The organism is Streptomyces sp. NPDC045678 (genome assembly GCF_056432085.1).
Genome location: NZ_JBWKJS010000009.1, coordinates 378,693 through 399,100 on the forward strand (window position 1 = coordinate 378,693; position 20,408 = coordinate 399,100).

General features: G+C 71.9%; 16 protein-coding genes. 7 read left to right on the forward strand and 9 right to left on the reverse strand.

The features are described from left to right. Window positions 1-40 precede the first annotated feature (40 nt). Window positions 41-3,070: an AAA family ATPase gene (locus AC07DO_RS30630; RefSeq protein ID WP_479064002.1), complete on the forward strand. Its 3,030-nt coding sequence runs from the start codon at window positions 41-43 to the stop codon at window positions 3,068-3,070. A gap of 2 nt (window positions 3,071-3,072) precedes the next feature. Here AC07DO_RS30630 and AC07DO_RS30635 read toward each other — a convergent pair whose 3' ends face one another. The 4 genes from AC07DO_RS30635 to AC07DO_RS30650 all read right to left on the reverse strand — a co-directional run bounded on the left by AC07DO_RS30635 (window position 3,073) and on the right by AC07DO_RS30650 (window position 9,004). Then, entirely contained in the window at window positions 3,073-4,044 is a 972-nt protein-coding gene (locus AC07DO_RS30635) for an acyl-ACP desaturase (RefSeq protein WP_479064004.1), read from the reverse strand. A 173-nt stretch (window positions 4,045-4,217) separates the two neighbouring features. Further along, window positions 4,218-4,994, reverse strand: coding sequence for a dimethylargininase (gene ddaH, locus AC07DO_RS30640; protein ID WP_479064005.1), 777 nt, complete (start codon window positions 4,992-4,994; stop codon window positions 4,218-4,220). Window positions 4,995-5,034: 40 nt separating this feature from the next. Then, window positions 5,035-7,350, reverse strand: coding sequence for an ATP-binding cassette domain-containing protein (locus AC07DO_RS30645; RefSeq protein WP_479064007.1), 2,316 nt, complete (start codon window positions 7,348-7,350; stop codon window positions 5,035-5,037). Between the two features lie 10 nt (window positions 7,351-7,360). Further along, entirely contained in the window at window positions 7,361-9,004 is a 1,644-nt protein-coding gene (locus AC07DO_RS30650) for an ABC-F family ATP-binding cassette domain-containing protein (protein ID WP_479064009.1), read from the reverse strand. A gap of 288 nt (window positions 9,005-9,292) precedes the next feature. On the opposite strand from AC07DO_RS30650, the gene AC07DO_RS30655 reads away from it, so the two are divergent. Further along, the gene (locus AC07DO_RS30655; protein WP_479064012.1) at window positions 9,293-10,003 is read left to right on the forward strand and encodes a GOLPH3/VPS74 family protein; all 711 of its coding nucleotides are present in this window, start codon (window positions 9,293-9,295) and stop codon (window positions 10,001-10,003) included. Between the two features lie 88 nt (window positions 10,004-10,091). Here the strand turns inward: AC07DO_RS30655 and ssgD are convergent, their stop codons facing one another. Then, on the reverse strand, window positions 10,092-10,508 hold the full coding sequence (gene ssgD / locus AC07DO_RS30660; RefSeq protein ID WP_479064014.1) for a spore wall synthesis regulator SsgD: 417 nt from the start codon (window positions 10,506-10,508) through the stop codon (window positions 10,092-10,094). A 222-nt stretch (window positions 10,509-10,730) separates the two neighbouring features. Between ssgD and AC07DO_RS30665 the strand changes: the two genes are divergently transcribed. Further along, window positions 10,731-11,834 carry a WD40/YVTN/BNR-like repeat-containing protein gene (locus AC07DO_RS30665; protein WP_479064016.1) on the forward strand — a complete coding sequence of 368 codons (1,104 nt, stop codon included), beginning with the start codon at window positions 10,731-10,733 and terminating at the stop codon, window positions 11,832-11,834. 20 nt (window positions 11,835-11,854) lie between these two features. On the opposite strand, the gene AC07DO_RS30670 is transcribed toward AC07DO_RS30665, so the two are convergent. The 3 genes from AC07DO_RS30670 to AC07DO_RS30680 form a co-directional block, all read right to left on the reverse strand. After that, complete coding sequence (locus AC07DO_RS30670; RefSeq protein WP_479064018.1) at window positions 11,855-12,154, reverse strand: YciI family protein; 300 nt, start codon at window positions 12,152-12,154, stop codon at window positions 11,855-11,857. Window positions 12,155-12,246: 92 nt separating this feature from the next. Further along, complete coding sequence (locus AC07DO_RS30675) at window positions 12,247-13,692, reverse strand: flotillin family protein (RefSeq protein ID WP_479064019.1); 1,446 nt, start codon at window positions 13,690-13,692, stop codon at window positions 12,247-12,249. Window positions 13,693-13,816: 124 nt separating this feature from the next. After that, complete coding sequence (locus tag AC07DO_RS30680) at window positions 13,817-14,332, reverse strand: hypothetical protein (protein ID WP_479064021.1); 516 nt, start codon at window positions 14,330-14,332, stop codon at window positions 13,817-13,819. A 178-nt stretch (window positions 14,333-14,510) separates the two neighbouring features. Here AC07DO_RS30680 and AC07DO_RS30685 point away from each other — a divergent pair, with 178 nt between their 5' ends. Both AC07DO_RS30685 and AC07DO_RS30690 read left to right on the forward strand, forming a co-directional pair. Beyond that, window positions 14,511-15,200, forward strand: a complete 690-nt coding sequence (locus AC07DO_RS30685; RefSeq protein WP_479064023.1) for an endonuclease V — start codon at window positions 14,511-14,513, stop codon at window positions 15,198-15,200. Window positions 15,201-15,258: 58 nt separating this feature from the next. Beyond that, window positions 15,259-16,704: a glyceraldehyde-3-phosphate dehydrogenase gene (locus tag AC07DO_RS30690; RefSeq protein WP_479064025.1), complete on the forward strand. Its 1,446-nt coding sequence runs from the start codon at window positions 15,259-15,261 to the stop codon at window positions 16,702-16,704. Between the two features lie 79 nt (window positions 16,705-16,783). Here AC07DO_RS30690 and AC07DO_RS30695 read toward each other — a convergent pair whose 3' ends face one another. Next, entirely contained in the window at window positions 16,784-18,004 is a 1,221-nt protein-coding gene (locus AC07DO_RS30695; protein WP_479064027.1) for a saccharopine dehydrogenase family protein, read from the reverse strand. 179 nt (window positions 18,005-18,183) lie between these two features. Here AC07DO_RS30695 and AC07DO_RS30700 point away from each other — a divergent pair, with 179 nt between their 5' ends. Beyond that, window positions 18,184-19,371 carry a CaiB/BaiF CoA transferase family protein gene (locus tag AC07DO_RS30700; RefSeq protein WP_479064219.1) on the forward strand — a complete coding sequence of 396 codons (1,188 nt, stop codon included), beginning with the start codon at window positions 18,184-18,186 and terminating at the stop codon, window positions 19,369-19,371. Beyond that, window positions 19,371-20,396 carry an LLM class F420-dependent oxidoreductase gene (locus AC07DO_RS30705; protein WP_479064029.1) on the forward strand — a complete coding sequence of 342 codons (1,026 nt, stop codon included), beginning with the start codon at window positions 19,371-19,373 and terminating at the stop codon, window positions 20,394-20,396. The genes AC07DO_RS30700 and AC07DO_RS30705 overlap by 1 nt, the downstream gene beginning before the upstream one ends. The last annotated feature ends 12 nt before the right edge of the window (window positions 20,397-20,408 follow it).

Below are 20,408 nucleotides of genomic sequence, written 5' to 3' on the forward strand. Positions count from 1 at the left end.
ACTGCACCCGCGCACACGCCGTACGACTCCTGGAGCATCCGTGGACCAGCACGCAGACGACCTCCTCGTCGGCAGGGACGAGGAGTGGGCGCGCCTCCTCCGTGCGGTCGACCCGGAGTCGGCCGACCGCGCTCTGCTGCTGGTGGGCGAGGCGGGCCTGGGGAAGAGTGCGCTCCTCGACCGGCTGGCGCGCCGGGCCGCGGCCGACGGCGCACGGGTCCTGCGCGCCGAGGGAAGCGCATCGGAGGCGCGTCTGGCGTTCGCCGCCCTGCACCGGCTGCTGCGGCCGGTGTCGGCGGAGGCGGAGGAGCTCCCGGAGCGGCAGCGCGCGGCCCTGCGGGAAGCGTTCGGCGCGGGGGCGGGAGAGGGACCGCCCGACCTCATGCTGGTCGGGCTCGCCGTCCTGACCCTGCTGTCGACGCTGGGCGAACGGAACCCCGTCGTCGTGATCCTCGACGACGCCCACTGGTTCGATCGCTCGTCGCTCGACGCGCTCGCCTTTGCCGCCGCACGGCTGGCGGGCGAACCGGTGACGATGCTGCTCGGCACCTCGAACGGCCCCGGCACCTCGAACGGCCCCGGCACTTTGAGCGGCCTCGGCACTTCGAACGACCCTGGCACTTTGAGCGGCCCCGGCGCTTCGAGCGGCCCCGCCACTTTGAGCGGCCCTGGCACTTCGAGCGGCCCCGGCACTTTGAGCGGCCCCGGCACTTCGAACGGCCCTGGCACTTCGAACGGCCCCGGCACTTCGAGCGGCCCCGGCACCTCAGACACCCGCGGCGACAGCGCCCGCGGCGACGGCGCCCGTCTCCCGGGCTTCGGCCGCCACACCCCCACCCTCACCCTGGCCCCGCTCGACGCCACCTCCGCCCACCGGCTCCTGGAACTGCAGCCGATGCCGCCCACCGGCCGGACCAGGGCGCGCATCCTCGAAGAGGCCGCCGGCAACCCGCTGGCGCTGGCCGAACTGACACGATCCGTCACCACCGTGCGCGACGCCACCGGCACCGTCCCGCCCGCAGGCCCCCTTCCCCTCCCGCCCGGCGATCGCCTGGAGCAGGTCTTCGCGGCCCGGCTGCACGGGCTTCCCGCCGCCACCGGACGGGCGCTGCTCCTCCTGGCCGCCATGGACGGCGTCGACGCCCCGATCACCGCCCCCGGCGCACTGCCGGACGCCGAGGACGACATCTGGCTGCCCGCCGAGCAGGCCGGTCTTGTCCTGCGGGCGGGCCCACGGGTCCGGTTCCGTCACCCGACGGCCCGGTCCGGCGTGTACCACGCCGCCACCTCCGACGCCCGGCGAGCCGCACACCGCACGCTGGCCGACGCGCTGCGGCACGAACCCGACCGAAGGAGCTGGCACCTGGCCGCCGCCTGCACGGGTCCGGACGCCGTCGTGTCGGCGGAGCTCGAACTGACCGCCGACCGGGCGCGCCGACGGGGCGGCCATGCGGCGGCGGCGACCGCCCTCGAGCGCGCCGCGCAGCTGGCACCGGACCGCGAGGACGGCGCCCGGTTGCTGGTCGAGGCCGCCGCCACGGCCGTGCTCACCGGTGACCTCCCCTGGATCGAGGAGCTGACCGCCGGGGTCCGCGCACGGACGGACGACGAGGCGCTGCTGTCCTCCGCGGCCGTGAGCGCCGGGCGCCTCGCGGTCCTGACCGCACGCCACTCCGTGGTCCTGCCCCGACTGTCGGACACCGCAGCCGAGTTGACGGGACGTCACCCCGGGGCCGCGCTCGACCTGCTCGGCAGTGCGGCCGTCGTCCGTTTCTACTCGGGAGAGGACGCCCACCGCGTCCGCGTCCAGCAGCTCCTGCGCCGCCTCCCTGCCCGCGACGTCGACATCTGGTCCCGTGTCTGGGTACGGACGGTCACGGACCCCCTCGAGGACCGGGACGAACTCATCGACGTACTGGCCACGTTGGAGTCCGGGACGCACGGACACCCGGAACGGCTCGTCGCTCTCGGGATCATGTCGTGGCTCCTCGACGAGACACCGCGGGCCGTCCGCGTCTTCGACGAGGCCCTCGACCGCTGGGCGGCGCAGGGGTCGCTGCCGGAGGGGCTCGGCGGCGCCATCGCCTGGGCGTATGTGGAGCGCGGCCGGTGGGGGCGGGCGCGTGAGGCCGTCGCCCGGATCGCCGCGGTCGGGTCGGCGGCGGGGCTCGACCACGCCGTGGCCTGCGCGGCGGCGGTGGATGCCGCAGTGCTGGCCTTCCAGGGGGACACCGCGGCGGCCCGTGCGCGCGCCCGGGACGCCCTCGACCTGATCGATCCGCTGGAGAGCCGTTCCGTCGCCGTGTACGCCCGGCGGGCGCTCGGTGCCGCGGCTGCCGCGGACGGCGCGTACGAGGCCGCCTACGACCAGCTGCGTGCCGTCTTCACCGAGGACGGCACGCCCGTCCATTACCACGCCTCCCATCCGGCTCTCGCGGATCTCGCCGCCGTCGCCGTGCGCAGCGGTCGGCGCGAGGAGGCCGCGGCGATCGTCGAGCGCGCCGCGCGGGCGCTGGGGGAGAACGCCTCACCCCGCCTGCGGGCGCTGATGAGCCGGGCGCGGGGCCTGCTGGCGGCCACCGAAGATGCCGAGCCGCACTTCCGGGCGGCCCTGGCGGGCCCGGACCGTACGTACTGGCCCTTCGAACATGCCCAGGCCCAGCTGGACTTCGCCGAGTGGCTGCGCCGCCGTCGGCGCATCGCCGAGGCGCGACCGCTGCTCACCGAAGCCCTGGAGACGTTCCGGCGGCTCGGGGCGCGCCCGTGGACCGAGCGCGCCCGCAACGAAGCGCGCGCCGCGGGCCTCGGTGTCCCGCACACGGTCCCCGACGTGGTGGCCCCCGACGCGCTCGCCGGACTCTCCCCGCAGCAGCGGCAGATCGTCGGGCTCGCGGCGCGGGGGCTGACCAACCGGGCGATCGGGGAGAGGCTCTTTCTCTCCCCGCGCACGGTGGGCTCCCACCTCTACCGCAGCTTTCCCAAACTGGGGATCACGGCACGCGCCCAGCTCCGCGACCTCGTCGGGGGCACGGTCGAAGCAGCTGCCGAACGCACTGGTGAGGGTGGGTAGGGTCAGGCGCCCCGCGCCGCCATCCGCGCCTTGCGGGCGGCGAGCCTCTCGTCGAACTTCGACGCCTCCGAGTCCAGCCCGCCCATGAAGAAGCCCAGCTCCTCCTGCGCCTTGAGGCCCTCGGGGCCGAGGCCGTCGATCTCCAGGACCTTCAGGTGGCGCAGCACGGGCTGCAGCACGTCGTCGTGGTGGATCCGCAGGTTGTAGACCTCGCCGATGGCCATCTGCGCGGCGGCGCGCTCGAAGCCCGGCAGGCCGTGGCCCGGCATGCGGAAGTTGACCACGACGTCCCGCACGGCCTGCATGGTCAGGTCCGGCGCGAGTTCGAAGGCGGCCTTCAGGAGGTTGCGGTAGAAGACCATGTGGAGGTTCTCGTCGGTGGCGATGCGCGCCAGCATGCGGTCGCAGACCGGGTCGCCCGACTGGTGGCCGGTGTTGCGGTGCGAGATGCGGGTCGCGAGCTCCTGGAAGGCGACGTACGCGACCGAGTGCAGCATCGAGTGGCGGTTGTCCGACTCGAAGCCCTCGCTCATGTGCGCCATCCGGAACTGCTCGAGCTGGTCCGGGTCGACGGCGCGCGAGGCGAGGAGGTAGTCGCGCATCACGATGCCGTGCCTGCCCTCTTCGGCGGTCCAGCGGTGCACCCAGGTGCCCCAGGCGCCGTCGCGGCCGAAGAGGGAGGCGATCTCGTGGTGGTAGCTGGGCAGGTTGTCCTCGGTGAGCAGGTTGACCACCAGGGCGATGCGGCCGATGTCGGTGACCGGGGACTGGCCCTTCTCCCACGCCTCGCCGTCCTCGAAGAAGCCGGGGAAGTTCCGGGCGTCCGAGAACGGGACGTACTCGTGGGGCATCCAGTCCTTGGCCACCTTGAGGTGGCGATTGAGTTCCTGCTCGACCACTTCCTCCAGCGCGTAGAGCAGACGGGCGTCGGTCCAGCTGTCCGCGCTGCCGAGGTGGGGAGAGGTGATCGTCACGGGGGCTCCAGGGGGACGGGAGTACAGAGATTTCCATGAGCAGTGCGAGCGGTGCACCACCCAAGCACTACCTACGGTGTCGTAGGTTACGTTGCCGTAGGTTAAACCCTCCGTAAAGAGGCTGTGAGCCCGGCCCGCACCCGTATCTGGTGCCCCAGCGGCCCCACTACTGGTCAGGCGTACAGTTCACGGAGCCGGACTGAGAGGCACGTCACACATCCTTCGAGCTTCTCGAACTCGCTGATATCCACCGGAACGGGGTCGAATCCGAGATCGGCGAAGAGCTCCGCGCTGCGGGGCGCGCTCGCCGCCATGAGCAGTTTCGAGCCGCCGAGCAGCACCACGTGCGCGCCCGCCTCCTCCGGTACGGGAAGGAAGCGGGGGAAGAGCGAGGGGCTGTCCACGAGCGGCCCGTACCCGACGACGGTCCCGTCGGGCAGCGCCGTCACGGCGGACTTCAGATGCAGGGCCTTGGCCACGGGCACGGAGACGACCCGCGCTCCGAGAGGCTCGAAGACGGCCCGCAGCTGCCGCACCCCCTCGGCGTTCGTCCTGCCGCCCCGCCCGACGTAGAGGGTGTCGCCGATCTTGAGCACGTCGCCGCCCTCCAGCGCGCCCGGCTCCCACACCCAGTTGACCGAGCACCCGAGCCTGCCCACCGCCTCCTCGACGCCGGTCGTCTCGCCCTGCCGCGAGCGAGCGCCGGACCGGGCGATCAGGGCCACGTTCCGGAAGACGACGACCGCGTCCTCCACGAAGACCGAGTCGGGGCAGGCGTCCGCCGGCTCCACCTCGAAGGTCTCCCAGCCGTGGGCGTTCAGCGCCTCCACGTACGCCTCCCACTGCCGCATCGCGAGGCGCACGTCGACGGGGGCGCGTTCCAGGTGGGTGACCAGGCCCTCCGCGAGGCGCGGGCTCGGGCGGCGTATCAGGGCCTTCTTGCTGGGCACGGACGGCTCTCCTCACGCGGACGGGGCGGGTGCCGCAACATCATGCAGCGCGTCGCCCGCCCCCGCCCAGAGTGCCTCGCAGGTGATCCGCCGTGAACGAGCCCTCGGCCCGCAGGAGCTGCGCCGGTGTCCCCTCGAAGACGATCCGCCCGCCGTGCTTGCCGCCGTCGGGACCGAGGTCGATCACCCAGTCCGCGTGTTTGACGACGTCGAGGTTGTGCTCGACGACGATCACCGTGTTGCCGGCGTCGACGAGCCGGTCGAGCAGGGCGAGCAGGCCGTCGACGTCCGCCATGTGCAGCCCGGTGGTCGGCTCGTCGAGGACGTACGTCGTGCCCGTGCGGTGCAACTGGGTCGCCAGCTTGATGCGTTGGCGCTCGCCGCCGGACAGAGTGCTCAGCGGCTGCCCGAGCGTGAGGTAGGTGAGGCCCACGTCCCGCAGGGCCCGCAGCCGGCGGCGCACCGACGTGTCGTCGAGGCGCGCGAAGAAGTCCAGGGCCTGCTCGGCGGTCATCTCCAGTACGTCCACGACGGACCGGCCGCCGACGGTGAGCCGCAGCACCTCCTCCTTGAAGCGGCGCCCCTCGCAGGCCTCGCACGTCGTGGTCACCGGGTCCATGAACGCCAGATCGCTGTAGATGACCCCGCGCCCCTGGCAACGCTCGCACGCACCGTGCGAGTTGAAGCTGAACAGGCTCGCCTTCGCGCCGGTCTCGCGCGCGAACAGTTTGCGTACCGTGTCCATGATCCCGAGGTACGTCGCCGGGGTGGAGCGGCCCGAGATGCCGATGGACGACTGGTCCACGACGACGGCGTCCGGGTACGCGTCGGTGTACGCCTTCGAGACCAGGGTGCTCTTGCCGGAACCTGCGACGCCGGTGACCGCCGTGAGGACCCCGGTGGGCACCCGCACGCTCACGTTCTTGAGGTTGTGCAGATCGGCGCCCCTGACCCAGTGGCCACCGGCGGCCACGCGCGGGTGCTCCTTGATGCCAGTGGCCCGCCGCAGGTGGCGGCCGGTGAGGGTGTCGGCCCGGCGCAGCTCCTCCGGAGTGCCCTCGAAGACGACCAGGCCGCCGTCGGTGCCGGCCGCCGGGCCCATGTCGACGACCTGGTCGGCGATCGCGATCACGTCGGGGTCGTGCTCGACGACCAGGACGGTGTTGCCCTTGTCGCGCAGCCGGAGCAGAAGGTCGCCCAGCCGCCCCACGTCGCGCGGGTGCAGCCCGACGCTCGGCTCGTCGAAGATGTACGTCATCCCGGTGAGGCTCGACCCCAGGTGACGCACCATCTTGAGGCGCTGGCCCTCTCCTCCGGAGAGCGTGGACGTCTCGCGGTCCAGGCTGAGATAGCCGAGGCCGATCGCCTCGATCCGTTCGAGCGCCGCCACGGCGGCCGCCGCGATCGGACCGGCCACCGGGTCGTCGACGCGTCCCAACTCACCGATCAGGTCGGTGACCTCCATCCGGGTGCAGTCGGCGATGCCCAGGCCGTTGATGCGGCTGGCGAGCGCCGCCGCGTTGAGGCGGGCCCCGTGACAGGCCGGGCAGGGGCCCTCGTTCAGGAAGCCCTGCACCATGTCGCGGGTCTTCTGGGAGAGCGCGGACAGGTCGCGGTTGAGGTACAGCCGCTCGAAGCGGTCGGCGAGACCTTCGTAGTCGATGTCCCGCGCGCCGCCCGTGTTGTTGACGTTCACTTTCTTCCCCGTGCGCCCGCCGCCGCGCAGCAGGAACCGCCGTTCCTCGGCGGTGAATTCGCCGACCGGCTTGTGCGTGTCCAGGTCGGGTGTGTTCGTGTACGTCTGGCCCTGCCAGGTGCCCGCGGCGAACGGCGGGAAGAGGATCGCGCCGTCCGCCAGGGAGGTGGCGGGGTCGATGATGCGGTCGTAGTCGGCCCGTACCGTGCGGCCGAGGCCGTCACACTCCGTGCACATGCCCGACGGGTCGTTGAACGAGTACGCCGTCGCCGGGCCCGCGCTCGGCGTGCCGTGCCGGGAGAACAGCACGCGGATCACGGAGTAGATGTCCGTCATCGTGCCCACGGTGGAGCGGGAGTGGCCGCCGACCGGTTTCTGGTCGACGACGATCGCGGGGGAGAGCTCCTCGATGGCGTCCGCGTGCGGCCGCTCGTACTTCGGCAGCCGGTTGCGGACGAACCAGGTGAACGTCTCGTTCAGCTGGCGCTGCGACTCCACCGCGATCGTGTCGAAGACGACCGACGACTTCCCGGACCCCGACACGCCCGTGAAAACGGTGAGCCTGCCCTTGGGGATGCGCAGGCTCACCTCCTTCAGATTGTTCTCACGGGCTCCGTCGATGGCGATGTACTGGTGCGTGTCCCGGTGCTTCTGGTCCATGCACCCGAAGCTAGGCGGAATACCCGACAGCTTCTGTCTTCTTTTCCTGAGTGATCTCCTTGAGTTCTCCGTCGAGGAGCAGCCACCGCGTGATGCCGATGGACTCCAGGAACGGCAGGTCGTGGCTGGCCACGATCAGCGCGCCCTCGTACGACTCCAGGGCCGTCGACAGCTGCTTCACGCTCGCCATGTCGAGATTGTTCGTCGGCTCGTCGAGCATCAGCAGCTGCGGCGCGGGCTCCGCGAGCAGCAGCGCCGCCAGCGCCGCGCGGAACCGCTCGCCGCCCGACAGGGTCGCCGCCCGCTGGTCGGCCTTGGCCCCCTTGAACAGGAAGCGGGCCAGACGCGCCCTGATGCGGTTGTTGGTCGCGTCGGGAGCGTACGCCGCCACGTTCTCGGCGACGGTCAGCTCGCCGTCGAGCACGTCGAGGCGCTGCGGCAGGAAGCGCATCGGCACATGGGCCAGTGCCTCGCCGGAGACCGGCTCCAGCTGCTTGGCGATGGTACGCAGGAGCGTGGTCTTGCCCGCGCCGTTGCGGCCGATGAGCGCGATCCGCTCGGGCCCGCGCAGCTCGAACTCGCCCTGCACGCGGGCGCCGTAGCACAGCTCGAGGTCACTCAGGGTGAGCACGGTGCGCCCCGGGTGGACCAGGGTGTGCGGCAGGTCGACGCGGATCTCGTCGTCCTCCCGTACCGCCTCGACGGCGTCGTCAAGACGCTCCTTCGCCTCGGCGAGCTTCTCCTCGTGCATGATGCGGTGCTTGCCCGCCGACTCCTGTGCGGCGCGTTTGCGGGCGCCCATCAGGATCTTCGGCTGGCTCCTGCTGTCCTGGATCTTCTGGCCGTACCGCTTGCGGCGGGCCAGCTTGACCTGGGCGTCGGCCAGATCGCGCTTCTGCTTGCGCAGGTCGGTCTCGGCGACGCGCACCATGCGCTCGGCCGCCTCCTGCTCCACGGCGAGGGCCTCCTCGTACGCGCTGAAGTTGCCCCCGTACCAACTCACCTCCCCGTCCCGGAGATCGGCGATCTGGTCGACCAGATCCAGGAGTTCGCGGTCGTGGCTGACGACGACCAGGACGCCGGACCATGCCTCGACGGCCGCGTACAGCCGCCGACGGGCGTACAGATCCAGGTTGTTGGTCGGTTCGTCGAGGAGGAGTACGTCGGGACGGCGCAGCAGCAGCGCCGCCAGGCGCAGCAGCACCGACTCGCCGCCCGACACCTCGCCCGTGGTGCGGTCCAGGCCGATGTGGCCGAGCCCGAGCTGGTCGAGGGTGGCGACGGCGCGCTCCTCGACGTCCCAGTCGTCGCCGACCGCGGTGAAGTGCTCCTCGCGCACGTCACCCGCCTCGATGGCGTGCAGCGCGGCGCGGGTCGCGGCGATGCCGAGCACCTCGTCGACGCGCAGGCCGGTGTCGAGGGTGACGTTCTGCGGCAGGTACCCGACGTCCCCGGCGACGCGCACCGCGCCGTCGGTGGGCGTCAGCTCGCCCGCGACGAGCTTCAACAGGGTTGACTTTCCTGACCCGTTGACGCCGATGAGCCCGGTCCTGCCGGGCCCGAAGGAGGCCTGGAGGCCGTCGAAGACGCCGGTGCCGTCGGGCCAGCCGAAGGAGAGCGACGTACAGCTGATGGAGGTGGGGTGGGTAGACATACAGGCCTCGCGGTTGCGTGGTGTGAAGCGCGGTCAGGGGCAACGCGTTCGAGACACCGCGGCGGAGAAAAGGCCGGAGAACGAGAAAAGGCCTGTGCCGGGGGACGGGACGGCTCGTGATGCCGAGGTCGCACACGGCGTGCACGGCAGCGAAGGCTGCGTGACGCGGTGTCTCATGACCTCAGACGAGCAACGTCCTTCTCCTATCGACGGCAACAGAACCGCTGTACACCGTAGGACGCACTTCTGGGTGTGTCAACGTTTTATCGTGAGCCCACACCCGGCTCCGTGGACGCCGACCGAGGAGGCGCCGTGCACTACGGCACGCTGTCCCTGCCAGCCAGGCTCCTGCTCCTGTCATGGAACGGGGAGAGGGGAAAGTTCACCGGCGGCCCCGACCTGCACCTCGTCATCCGCGCCGGCGCGCTGGCCGAGCTCGCCCAGCGCGGTGTGATCGTCGAGCGGGGCGGCATCGTCACCCCGGTGACCGGCGCGCGCACGGGCGACACGGTGCTCGACGCACTCACCGAGCTCATCGAGGAGTCCCGGCCACGCAAGTGGCGCGGGTGGATGACACACCGCTCCCGCGGCACCCTGGACGAAGTGCGCGACCAGCTCACCGCCCACGGCTATCTGCGCCTGGGACGCCGGCGCGTCCTCGGCGTCTTCCCCGTCCGGCACTGGGAGCTGGAGCGCGCCGGATACGCGGAGGCGCTGCAGGCCGAGGCGGGCATGGTGCTGCGCGGTCCCCGGTCGATCACGGAGGTGTCCGAGAGCGAGGCGGCCCTCGTGATGTGCGCGGCCACCGGCAAGGTGCGTCCGTTCGTCACCGGCAAGGACCGCAGGCGGTACAAGGACCGCCTCACGGAGCTCACGGACCGCGGCGGCGGCGCGTCGCTCGAGGTCACCCAGCAGATGCGCGCCCTGCGCAAGGCGCTGGCCTCGGCGATCGAGGCCGCGGAGACGGCGCGCTCGTCGAGCGGGGGAGGCGGGGGCTGAGCGCGGGCGCGGTCTTCGCGGCAGGCGCAGGCTCGGAGCCGACCCCTGCCGGCCCCTGCCGACGTCTACGGAAAGCCGGCTCCGTCGCTCAGCACGCGTCCCGCATCAGCTCGGCCAGGTCCTGGTCCAGATCCACGTGCCGGCTCTCCTGGCCGGTCGGCACCAGCACCATCGTGCGGTGCAGGAAGCCGCGAAGGTCGCCGGTGCGGATGTGGACGATCGCGGTGCCCTCGGGGGCGTGGAACTCCACGACGGTCCGGTCGAACCCGTACGGACGCACGCGCACGTCGCCGTCGCCCACCGCACGCTCCACGCCGTGGACGAGGAGCTCACGGGCGAAGGTCCAGTAGACCTCGATGCCTTCCAGGGTCGCGGGAGCGGGGAAGCTCATGCGCACGGCGAACGGATCCCGCCGGTCGTAGTGGAGCGTTGCGGGAATGGTCGGCATCCGCGGCTCGGCGGCGACCAGGCGGGCCTCTACGGCTTGCTCGATGACGGTGGACAACGCCTGCTCCCTCACTGACTGCTGGACGACTGGGGTCGGCACTTGAATAGACGACGGAAAGACCGGATCCGTGCACACGGAGAGCGGTTCGGAGCGAGTGACCTCTGTCACCGCGACACCCTGGCAGGGCCCGCGGTTCCCGGCGACCACCTCATGGGGGACGCCTTCAGGCCATCTGGACGAGGTCCCGCGCGTCGGCTAGCTTCGCCCGCCATGAGGGGCATGGGGAAGACGAAGTCGACGAGACGGACGGTACTGACGGGACTGTGCGGCGCGATGCTCGCCGGAACCGTCCTCGCGGCGCCGGGCGCCGCGCGGGCGGACGGCGACGCGCACCACCCGGACCGGAAACCGCGCTGGCAGCTCAAGGACAGCGGCACCGACGCCCGCTTCCGCGGTCTCGCCGCGGTCAGCCGTGACACGGCGTGGGCGGCCGGTACGAAGGGGACCGTGCTGCGCACCGCGGACGGCGGCAGGACGTGGCGCGAAGTCTCCCCGCCCGGCGCCGCCGGTCTGGAGTTCCGCGACATCGAGGCCTTCGACGGCCGCCGCGCGGTGGTCCTCGCCATCGGCGAGGGCGAGGCGTCGCGGGTGCTGCGCACCGAGGACGGCGGGGCCACCTGGACGGAGTCGTTCCGCAACACCGACGCCAAGGCGTTCTACGACTGCATGACGTTCCTCGACCGGCGCCACGGCCTGGCGATGAGCGATCCCGTCGACGGGAAGTTCCGCATCCTGTCCACCGCCGACGGGGGCCGGTCCTGGAAGGTCCTGCCGCACACCGGCATGCCCGCGGCGCAGGAGGGCGAGGCGGGCTTCGCGGCGAGCGGCCAGTGCCTGGTGAGCGGCGGGCCCCGGGACGTGTGGCTGGCCACGGGCGGCGCGGCACGCGCGCGTGTCCTGCACTCCGCCGACCGCGGACTGACCTGGAAGGCCACCGACGCGCCGATCCCCGCCGGTGATCCGGCCCGCGGTGTCTTCGGGCTCGCCTTCCGCGACCGTGCGCACGGCATCGCCGTGGGCGGCGACTACCGCGCCGACCAGCCCTCCCCGCGGGCGGCCGCGGTCACCCGGGACGGCGGCCGCCGCTGGGAGCCGGCGGGAAAGCCGCTGCCCGCCTACCGCTCGGGCGTGGCGTGGCTCCCGCACAGCCGCTCCACGGCGCTCGCGGTCGGCCCGACGGGCACGGACGTCACGACGGACGGCGGCCGGAGCTGGCGGACGGTCGACTCCGGGTCGTACGACACCGTGGACTGCACGCCCGACGGGGGCTGCTGGGCCGCGGGGGAGAAGGGGCGGATCGCCCGGCTGGAAGGACGGCGGTAGGCGGGCTTCCGACGCAGGCCTCAGGCGGGGAGCTGCTCGCGGTACGCGGCGAGGGGCGGGGCCGTCTTCGTCGCGTAGAACTCGGTGATCCGGTACGTGCACACCTCGGCCACGGTGAACGGGTCCTCGGCGACGGTCTTCTCGATCTCCGCGCGGTCCCGCGCGACGGCGATGATCACGCCGCCGTCGCGCGGGTTCTTGCGGCCCGACGCGATGAAGACGCCGGCCTCGTACTGCTGGTCGAGCCACGCGACGTGGGCCTCCAGCTGCTCGTCGACGGCGGAGACCGGCGCGGTGTAGGTCAATTCGAGAATGAACATGATCGCGAGGCTACCGGGCGGCCCGGACCGCGAAGACGGCGACGGGGTCCCCGGCCTCGACCGCGAACCCCGTGCCGCTCGTACTGCCGTGCCTAGTCGGTGACTTCGATCTTTCCGTTGGCCGAGGGGGCCGAGGGGGCAGAGGAGACCGGGGCGGTGGGGCTCGTGGACCTGCCGCCCGTGATGTTCTTCAGGAGCTCGGCGAGGTCGACCCCGGTGGTGGAGCTGAGGAGCTCGACGCCCTGGGCGACGTTGTCGGCGACCGTACGGGACAGCTGCCCGGCCCCGTCCGTCGAGATCACCGTCATCTTGTCCACCGCGGCGAGCGGCTCGGACGCCTTGGCGACCACGCTCGGCAGGACCTCGACGAGCATCTGCAGGACGGCCGCGTCACCGTACTGCGCGAACGCGTCGGCCTTCTTGCGCATCGCCTCCGCCTCCGCGGCGCCCCGCGCGCCGATCGAGGCGGCGTCGGCCTCACCCTCCAGGCGTACGGCGTCGGCCAGCGCGGCACGGTGGGCCTTCTCGCCCTCACCGGTCAGACGGGCCCGCTCCGCGTCGGCCTCGGCCTGCTTGACCAGGCCGATCCTGCGGGCCTCCGCCTCCTGCTCGGCCTGGTAGCGCGCCGCGTCCGCGGGCTTGCGGACCTGGGTGTCCAACTCGCTGTCGGTGAGCGCCGCCTGGCGCTTGGCGACCTTCTCCTGCTCGGTGAGCACGTCCTGCTGCCTGGCGGCCTCCGCGAGCGGCCCCGCGGCGCTCGCGCGCGCCGCCGCCTCGTCCGTCTCGGCCTTGATCTCGGCCTGCTTGAGGTAGAAGGTCCGCTGCGCGACGGCGATCTCCTCCTCCGCCTTCAGCCGTGCCTGCTCGGCGGCGCGGCGCGCCACGGCCTCGGCGATGTCCGCCTCCTGCTTGGCGCGGGCGGCCTCCGGACGGCCGAGGTCCTCCAGGTAGGAGCCCTCGGTGGTGATGTCCTGGATCTGGAAGGCGTCGAGGACCAGGCCCTGCCCGGACAGGCTGGCCTCGGCCTCCTCGGCGACCTGCCCGGCGAACGCGGCACGGTCCCGGATGATGTCCTCGACCGACATGCGTCCCACGATGGAGCGCAACGCGCCTGAGAGCACTTCCTGGGTGAAGCCGACGATGCCGTCCTGCTGCACGAGGAAGCGCTGGGCGGCGGCTCGTATCGAGTCCTCGGTGCCGCCGACCTTCACGATGGCGACGCCCTCGAGGTTCGCCTTGACGCCGCGCAGCGTGACCGCGCCGCGGACGGCGATCGGGATGTGCCGCGAGGACAGGTCGAGGGTGAACTTCTGCTGCACGAACGGCACGACGAAGACGCCACCGCCGACGACGACCTTCTGGCCGCTGTTGTCGGTCATGACGCGGCCGGTGTCCGGATCCGTGGACTTCTTGCCGCGCCGGCCGGTCACGATGAAGGCCTCGCTGGGCCCGGCGACCTTGTAGCGCGTGATGACGACGAGCGCCAGCAGGACGAGGAGTACGACGACTCCGACGACCGAGATCAGGACTGGACTCATGGTGCATTCCTCCCCTTGCCACCCGGGGACGGCAGATCGGTTGCGAAGGCTGGTGAAGTGTTGAAGTGCTGAAGTGGTGAGCCGGCGGATCGGTGGTTCGGTGAATCGGTGGGCGGTGGCGCGCTCAGCGTTCGACGGGACGGACCGCCACCGACGTCGGCGACAGCGCCGCGTCGACCCAGACCTCGGTGCCCCGTGCCACCGCGGCGGAGCTGCGGGCCGCGTACTTCACGCGCTGGCCCGCGAGGTGCAGCAGCACCTCGCCGTAGCCGTCGGCCGGAATCGCGGTGACGACGGACCCCGCGGTACCCACGAGGTCGTCGCCGCGCGGCGTGGGGGCGGTCTGGTCGCGCATCAGGGCGCGGGTGAGCTTCCACGTCACCCAGCCCGCCCCGGTTCCGGCGCAGGCTCCCGCGACGGTGGCGGGACCGGCACCGAGGCCGGTCGTGCCGAGCACGAGTGCTCCGCCGAAGCCGAGCATGGAGACGAATCCGGCGATGACCGGCAGGGACAGGAGCCCGTCGAAGAGCCCGTCCAGCGCCCCCGCTCCTCCGAAGAGCCCTTCCAGGACCCCGTCGAGGAGGAGCGAGAGCACCAGCAGCACGATCCCCGCGATGCCGAGACCAAGAAACACCGTCATCGGATCACTTCCCCCGTCGCGCCGTTCACCTCGGTACGGGGGAATGGTGACATAGCGGACCGGTGCCGTTCATTGCCTGAACCCGGCAATCTTTACGCTTCTTTAATGCCGGACATGTTCGCCCATGCGCCGCGGTCGCGGGAAGCGCCTTTTCGCGCCAACTAGGCTTCCCGGCACTATGAGCAGCTACGCGATGCCCTCCGACTGGCCCACCGACGAGCGGACGGCACGCGCCGTCCAGGACGAACTGCGCACCCGCGTCGTCCTCGACGAGACGGGCCCGCCGCCCGGCACGGGCCGTGTGACCGGCGTGGACGTCGCCTACGACGACGAGCGGGACATCGTGGCCGCGGCCGTCGTCGTCCTCGACGCCGCGACGCTCGACGTGGTCGAGGAGGCGACAGCCGTCGGAAAGGTCGCGTTCCCCTACGTGCCCGGTCTGCTCGCGTTCCGCGAGATCCCCACGGTCCTGGCCGCGCTGGGTGAGCTGCGGTCGGACCCCGGTCTTGTCGTCTGCGACGGCTACGGAGTGGCCCACCCGCGCCGCTTCGGCCTGGCGAGCCACCTCGGTGTCCTGACGGGGCTGCCGACCATCGGCGTCGCCAAGAACCCCTTCACCTTCGCCCACGAGGACCCGGCCGCCGGGCGGGGAAGCGCGTCGCCGCTGCTGGACGGGGTCGAAGAGGTCGGCCGTGCGCTACGCACCCGCGAGGGCGTGAAGCCGGTCTTCGTGTCGGCCGGACACCGGGTCTCCCTGGACCGGGCCTGCGCGCACACCCTGTGCCTCACGCCCCGCTACCGGCTGCCCGAATCCACCCGCCGCGCGGACGCGCTGTGCCGCTCCGCACTGCGAGAAGTGGCCGGTTGAGAGTCGGAAACACGAGCGGGTTAGCATATGAGCGCCGCCTAGCTCGAAAGATACTCCTGTGACTGTCAATGACGACTCGTTCACCAATTGGAAGCACCGCGAGGAGATCGCGGAGTCGATGATCCCGATCATCGGGAAGCTGCACCGCGAGCGGGACGTGACGGTCCTGCTGCACAGCCGCTCCTTGGTGAACAAGTCGGTGGTCAGCATCCTGAAGACGCACCGATTCGCCCGGCAGATAGCCGGTCAGGAGCTCTCGGTCACCGAGACGCTGCCGTTCCTGCAGGCTCTCACCACGCTCGACCTCGGCCCCTCGCAGATCGACCTGGCCCTGCTCGCGGAGGCCTACAAGGCCGACGACCGCGGACTGACCGTCGAGCAGTTCACCGCCGGAGCGGTCGCAGGTGCCATCGGCGCCAACAAGGCCGAGCGCAGCGAGGGCCGCGACGTCGTCCTGTACGGCTTCGGTCGCATCGGCCGCCTCGTCGCCCGTCTCCTCATCGAGAAGTCCGGCTCGGGCAACGGCCTGCGGCTCCGCGCCATCGTCGTGCGCGGAGGCGGCGACCAGGACCTCGTGAAGCGCGCCTCGTTGCTGCGCCGCGACTCCATCCACGGCCAGTTCCAGGGCACGATCACCGTCGACGAGGCGAACAGCACGATCGTCGCCAACGGCAACGAGATCAAGGTGATCTACGCCAACGACCCGTCCGAGGTCGACTACACGGCGTACGGCATCAAGGACGCGATCCTCGTCGACAACACCGGCAAGTGGCGCGACCGCGAGGGCCTCTCCCAGCACCTGCGCCCGGGCATCGACAAGGTCGTCCTGACCGCCCCCGGCAAGGGCGACGTCCCGAACATCGTGCACGGCGTCAACCACGACACGATCAAGCCGGACGAGCAGATCCTGTCCTGCGCCTCCTGCACCACCAACGCGATCGTCCCGCCGCTGAAGGCGATGGCGGACGAGTACGGCGTGCTGCGCGGCCACGTGGAGACCGTCCACTCGTTCACCAACGACCAGAACCTGCTGGACAACTACCACAAGGCCGACCGCCGGGGCCGCTCCGCGCCGCTCAACATGGTCATCACCGAGACCGGCGCCGCCTCCGCCGTCGCGAAGGCGCTGCCCGACCTCAAGGCGCCGATCACCGGCAGCTCGATCCGCGTGCCCGTGCCGGACGTCTCGATCGCCATCCTCAGCCTGCGCCTGGGCCGCGAGACCACGCGCGACGAGGTCCTCGACCACCTGCGCGACGTGTCGCTGCACTCGCCGCTGAAGCGGCAGATCGACTTCACGACGGCGCCCGACGCGGTGTCGATGGACTTCGTCGGTTCGCGCCACGCGTCGATCGTCGACGCCGGCGCCACCAAGGTCGACGGCGACAACGCGATCCTCTACCTCTGGTACGACAACGAGTTCGGCTACTCGTGCCAGGTCATCCGGGTCGTCCAGTACGTCTCCGGGGTCGAGTACCCGACCTACCCGGCGCCGGTCGCCTGATCCACCGGATCGCAGGACCACGTAGAAAATGCCCCGCACGCGCGCGTGCGGGGCATTTCTGTGGATCCGGACCGTCTCCCTAGACGTGCGCTACCTCGCGCTCCGCGACGACCCGGAACGAGAGCCCCACCGCCCGCAGCCGCTCGATCAGCGTGTCGCCCATCGCCACGGCCGTCGTGACCTGCCCGGCCGTCGGCGGCAAGGAGTCCAGGGCCAGGCACAGCGCCGACTCGCCCAGCATCCGCGCCGTCTCGCCGTAACCGGGGTCGCCGCCCGAGACCTCGGTGAACACCCGCTTCCCGCCGCCCTCGCCGACGAACCGGACCGAGAACCACGACGACGCACGGCGTGCCTCGTCAGGGCCGTCCCCGGGCTTCAGGCGCGCGGACAGCCACCGGCGCGCGGGCGGCAGCTGCGCGACCGCGAGGAGCCCGCCGAGGGCCACGGGAGCGCCCAGAGCGACCGGCAGCGACTTCACGGCGGCGTAGTGCCGGTAGCGGAAGTCCGGCCCGTACCGCTCCAGGGCGCGCGCCGAACGCTGCACCACCTGCGGGTCGATCGTCGGCAGCGGAAGCGCCCACGCGCCGACCTCGCTCGCGTACCGGGGCGCGCCGGGCGGGGCGTACGCCTTGCGTCCCACCGCCCGCGGTTCATGCCGACGGCGGTCCTTCGCCGCGGCGAGCATCTGGGGGCCCCGGCCGAACTGGTTGAGCGCGGAGGCGAAGGTGCCGCCGGAGAACCGCGCGCCCACCCGGACGAACCCGTCCACGCGCAACGGCACGTCCTCGGGCAGCCGCCGCACCGTGAAGTACGCCCCCAGGTCGTGCGGGACCGAGTCGAAGCCGCAGCAGTGCACGAGCCGCGCACCGGTCTCCCGCGCGCGGGCGTCGTGCTTCACGTACATGAGGTCGACGAACTCCGGCTCACCGGTCAGGTCCACATAGTCCGTACCCGCCTCCGCGCACGCCCCGACCAGGTCCTGCCCGTACGTCAGGTACGGCCCGACGGTGGAGGCGACCACGCGCGCGTGGGAGGCCATCTCCCGCAGCGACGCGGGATCCGCCACGTCGGCGCGGACCAGGGGGAGTTCCGCGCATTTCGGGTTGATCGCGGAGAGCCGCTCCCGCAGCCCTTCGAGCTTGCCGGTGTCGCGCCCGGCGATGGCCCACCGCACCTCTTCGGGGGCGTGGGCGGCGAGATGCTCCGCGGTGAGCATCCCCACGAAACCCGTCGCTCCGAAGAGCACGATGTCGTACGCGCGCTCGCTGACGTTGCTGTTGTCGCTGTTACGACTGGTCATGGCACCTCTCCGCCGTGGGCCCCCGCGCAGTTGTCGGTGGCCGAGGCTAGCGCGCGGCACGGCGGCGCGGCCAGAATTGTCTAAGCGCTTGCTCGCCAGGGGCTTGTGCGCGGTGGAACACGTTCTTAGCATCACTGGTGTTACATCAGTTGTGTCACAGTGCTGGGGGCTCAATGACGATGCCGGGCAAGGGCGTTCACGGACCGCTCGCCGGAGTGCGTGTGGTGGAGCTGGCAGGCATCGGGCCCGGCCCGTTCGCTGCCATGCTGCTCGCCGATCTCGGCGCCGACGTCGTGCGCGTCGACCGGCCGGGCGGCGGCGGCCTCGCGATCAACCCCGAGTACGACGTGACCAACCGCAACAAACGCTCCGTCATCGTCGACCTCAAGGCCGACGAAGGACCGGCCCGCGTCCTCGACCTGGTCGAACGCGCCGACGTCCTCATCGAGGGCTACCGGCCCGGCGTCGCCGAGCGCCTCGGCGTCGGACCCGACGCCTGTCACGCCCGCAACCCGAGGCTGGTCTACGGCCGGATGACCGGCTGGGGCCAGGAAGGACCGCTCGCCCCGCGCGCGGGCCACGACATCGCGTACATCGCCATCACCGGCACCCTCGGCATGATCGGCAACCCCGACGAGCCGCCCGCCGTCCCCGCGAACCTCGTGGGCGACTACGCGGGCGGCTCGCTCTATCTCGTCGTCGGCATCCTCGCCGCGCTGCACCACGCGCGCGAACACGGCGCCGGACAGGTGGTGGACGCCGCCATCGTCGACGGCGCGGCCCACCTCTCCTCGATGATCCACGGCATGCTCGCGGCCGGCGGCTGGCAGGACCGGCGCGGCGCCAACCTCCTCGACGGCGGCTGCCCGTTCTACGGCACGTACGAGACCGCGGACGGCGGCTACATGGCCGTGGGCGCCCTGGAGCAGCCGTTCTACGACGAGTTCACCGCCCTGCTCGGCCTCGCCGACACCGCGCCCGCCCGCAAGGACCTGGCCCGCTGGGCCGAGCTGCGCGAAGCCGTCGCCGCCCGCTTCAAGGAACGTACGCGCGACGAGTGGACGGCCGTCTTCCAGGACTCCGACGCGTGCGTGGCGCCCGTGCTCTCCCTGCGTGAGGCGCCCGCCCACCCGCACCTCGCGGCCCGCGGCACCTTCACCGACCACGGCGGCATCACCCAGCCCGCCCCCGCGCCCCGCTTCTCCGCGACCCCGGCACGGGTCCGCAGCGGCCCCGCACAGCCCGGCGCCGACACCGCCGACGTGGCCCGCGACTGGGACGTACCCGCCCTCGCGCACCCCACGAGTGAACGCGCGCACCCCACGAGCGGACGCGCGCACCCCACCACCCCCGAGGAAGACCACTGATGCAGATCTCCGCACCGCTCGCCTACGCGGGCGACCCGCGCGAGGCCGCCGACAGCGCCGCCGCCCTGGAGTCCGCGGGCCTGGACGCCGTGTGGGTCGCGGAGGCATACGGCTTCGACTCGCCCACGATCATGGGCTACCTCGCGGCGCGCACGGAGCGCATGAAGATCGGCGCCGCCATCCTCAACGTCTACTCCCGCACCCCGGCCCTCATCGCCCAGACCGCGGCGGGACTCGACGCGATCTCCGGGGGCCGCGCGATCATCGGGCTCGGCGCCTCGGGCCCGCAGGTCGTCGAGGGCTGGCACGGCAAGACGTACGACAAACCGCTCGGCCGCACCCGTGAGGCCGTCGAGCTGACCCGCCGCATCCTGCGCCGCGAGGTCATCGACCACCACGGCATCACGGACATGCCGCTGCCTCCGGAGAAGGGCGGCAGGCTCGGCAAGCCCCTGAAGATCCTCACCAGACCGGTACGGCCCGACGTCCCGCTGTACGTCGCCTCCTTGGGGCCCGCCAACGTCCGCATGACCGCCGAGATCGCCGACGGCTGGCTGCCCACCCTCTTCCTGCCGGAGAAGGCCCACCAGGTGTGGGGCGCCCCGCTCGCCGAGGGCAAGGAGAAGCGCGATCCGGCCCTCGGACCGCTGGAGACCGTCGCCGGGGGACTGCTCGCCATCGGGGACGACGCGGCGGCCGTACGGGACCTCGCGCGCCCGCAAATCGCCCTCTACGTAGGCGGCATGGGCGCCAAGGGGAAGAACTTCTACAACGACCTCGCGGTCGCGTACGGCTACGGGAAAGAGGCCGCACGTATTCAGGAGCTCTACCTGGCGGGCAGGAAGAAGGAAGCCGAAGCCGCCGTCCCGGACGAGTTCTGCGAGCTCATGTCGCTGTGCGGGCCCGCGGGCTACGTACGCGAACGCGTCGAGGCCTTCCGCGCGGCCGGCGTCACCATGCTCAACGTCATTCCCGTCGGCCCCGAGCCGGCCAAGTTGATCGAAACCGTCAAGGGCTGGCTCTGACAGGGCCCGCCG

Bases quoted from the DNA above. Each gene is read 5' to 3' on its own strand.
- AC07DO_RS30700 (WP_479064219.1), top strand. From the start codon at position 18,184: ATGCCGGGCAAGGGCGTTCACGGACCGCTCGCCGGAGTGCGTGTGGTG.
- AC07DO_RS30670 (WP_479064018.1), bottom strand. From the start codon at position 12,154: ATGTTCATTCTCGAATTGACCTACACCGCGCCGGTCTCCGCCGTCGAC.
- AC07DO_RS30695 (WP_479064027.1), bottom strand. From the start codon at position 18,004: ATGACCAGTCGTAACAGCGACAACAGCAACGTCAGCGAGCGCGCGTAC.
- AC07DO_RS30645 (WP_479064007.1), bottom strand. From the start codon at position 7,350: ATGGACCAGAAGCACCGGGACACGCACCAGTACATCGCCATCGACGGA.
- AC07DO_RS30650 (WP_479064009.1), bottom strand. From the start codon at position 9,004: ATGTCTACCCACCCCACCTCCATCAGCTGTACGTCGCTCTCCTTCGGC.
- AC07DO_RS30675 (WP_479064019.1), bottom strand. From the start codon at position 13,692: ATGAGTCCAGTCCTGATCTCGGTCGTCGGAGTCGTCGTACTCCTCGTC.
- AC07DO_RS30665 (WP_479064016.1), top strand. From the start codon at position 10,731: ATGGGGAAGACGAAGTCGACGAGACGGACGGTACTGACGGGACTGTGC.
- AC07DO_RS30685 (WP_479064023.1), top strand. From the start codon at position 14,511: ATGAGCAGCTACGCGATGCCCTCCGACTGGCCCACCGACGAGCGGACG.
- AC07DO_RS30705 (WP_479064029.1), top strand. From the start codon at position 19,371: ATGCAGATCTCCGCACCGCTCGCCTACGCGGGCGACCCGCGCGAGGCC.
- AC07DO_RS30680 (WP_479064021.1), bottom strand. From the start codon at position 14,332: ATGACGGTGTTTCTTGGTCTCGGCATCGCGGGGATCGTGCTGCTGGTG.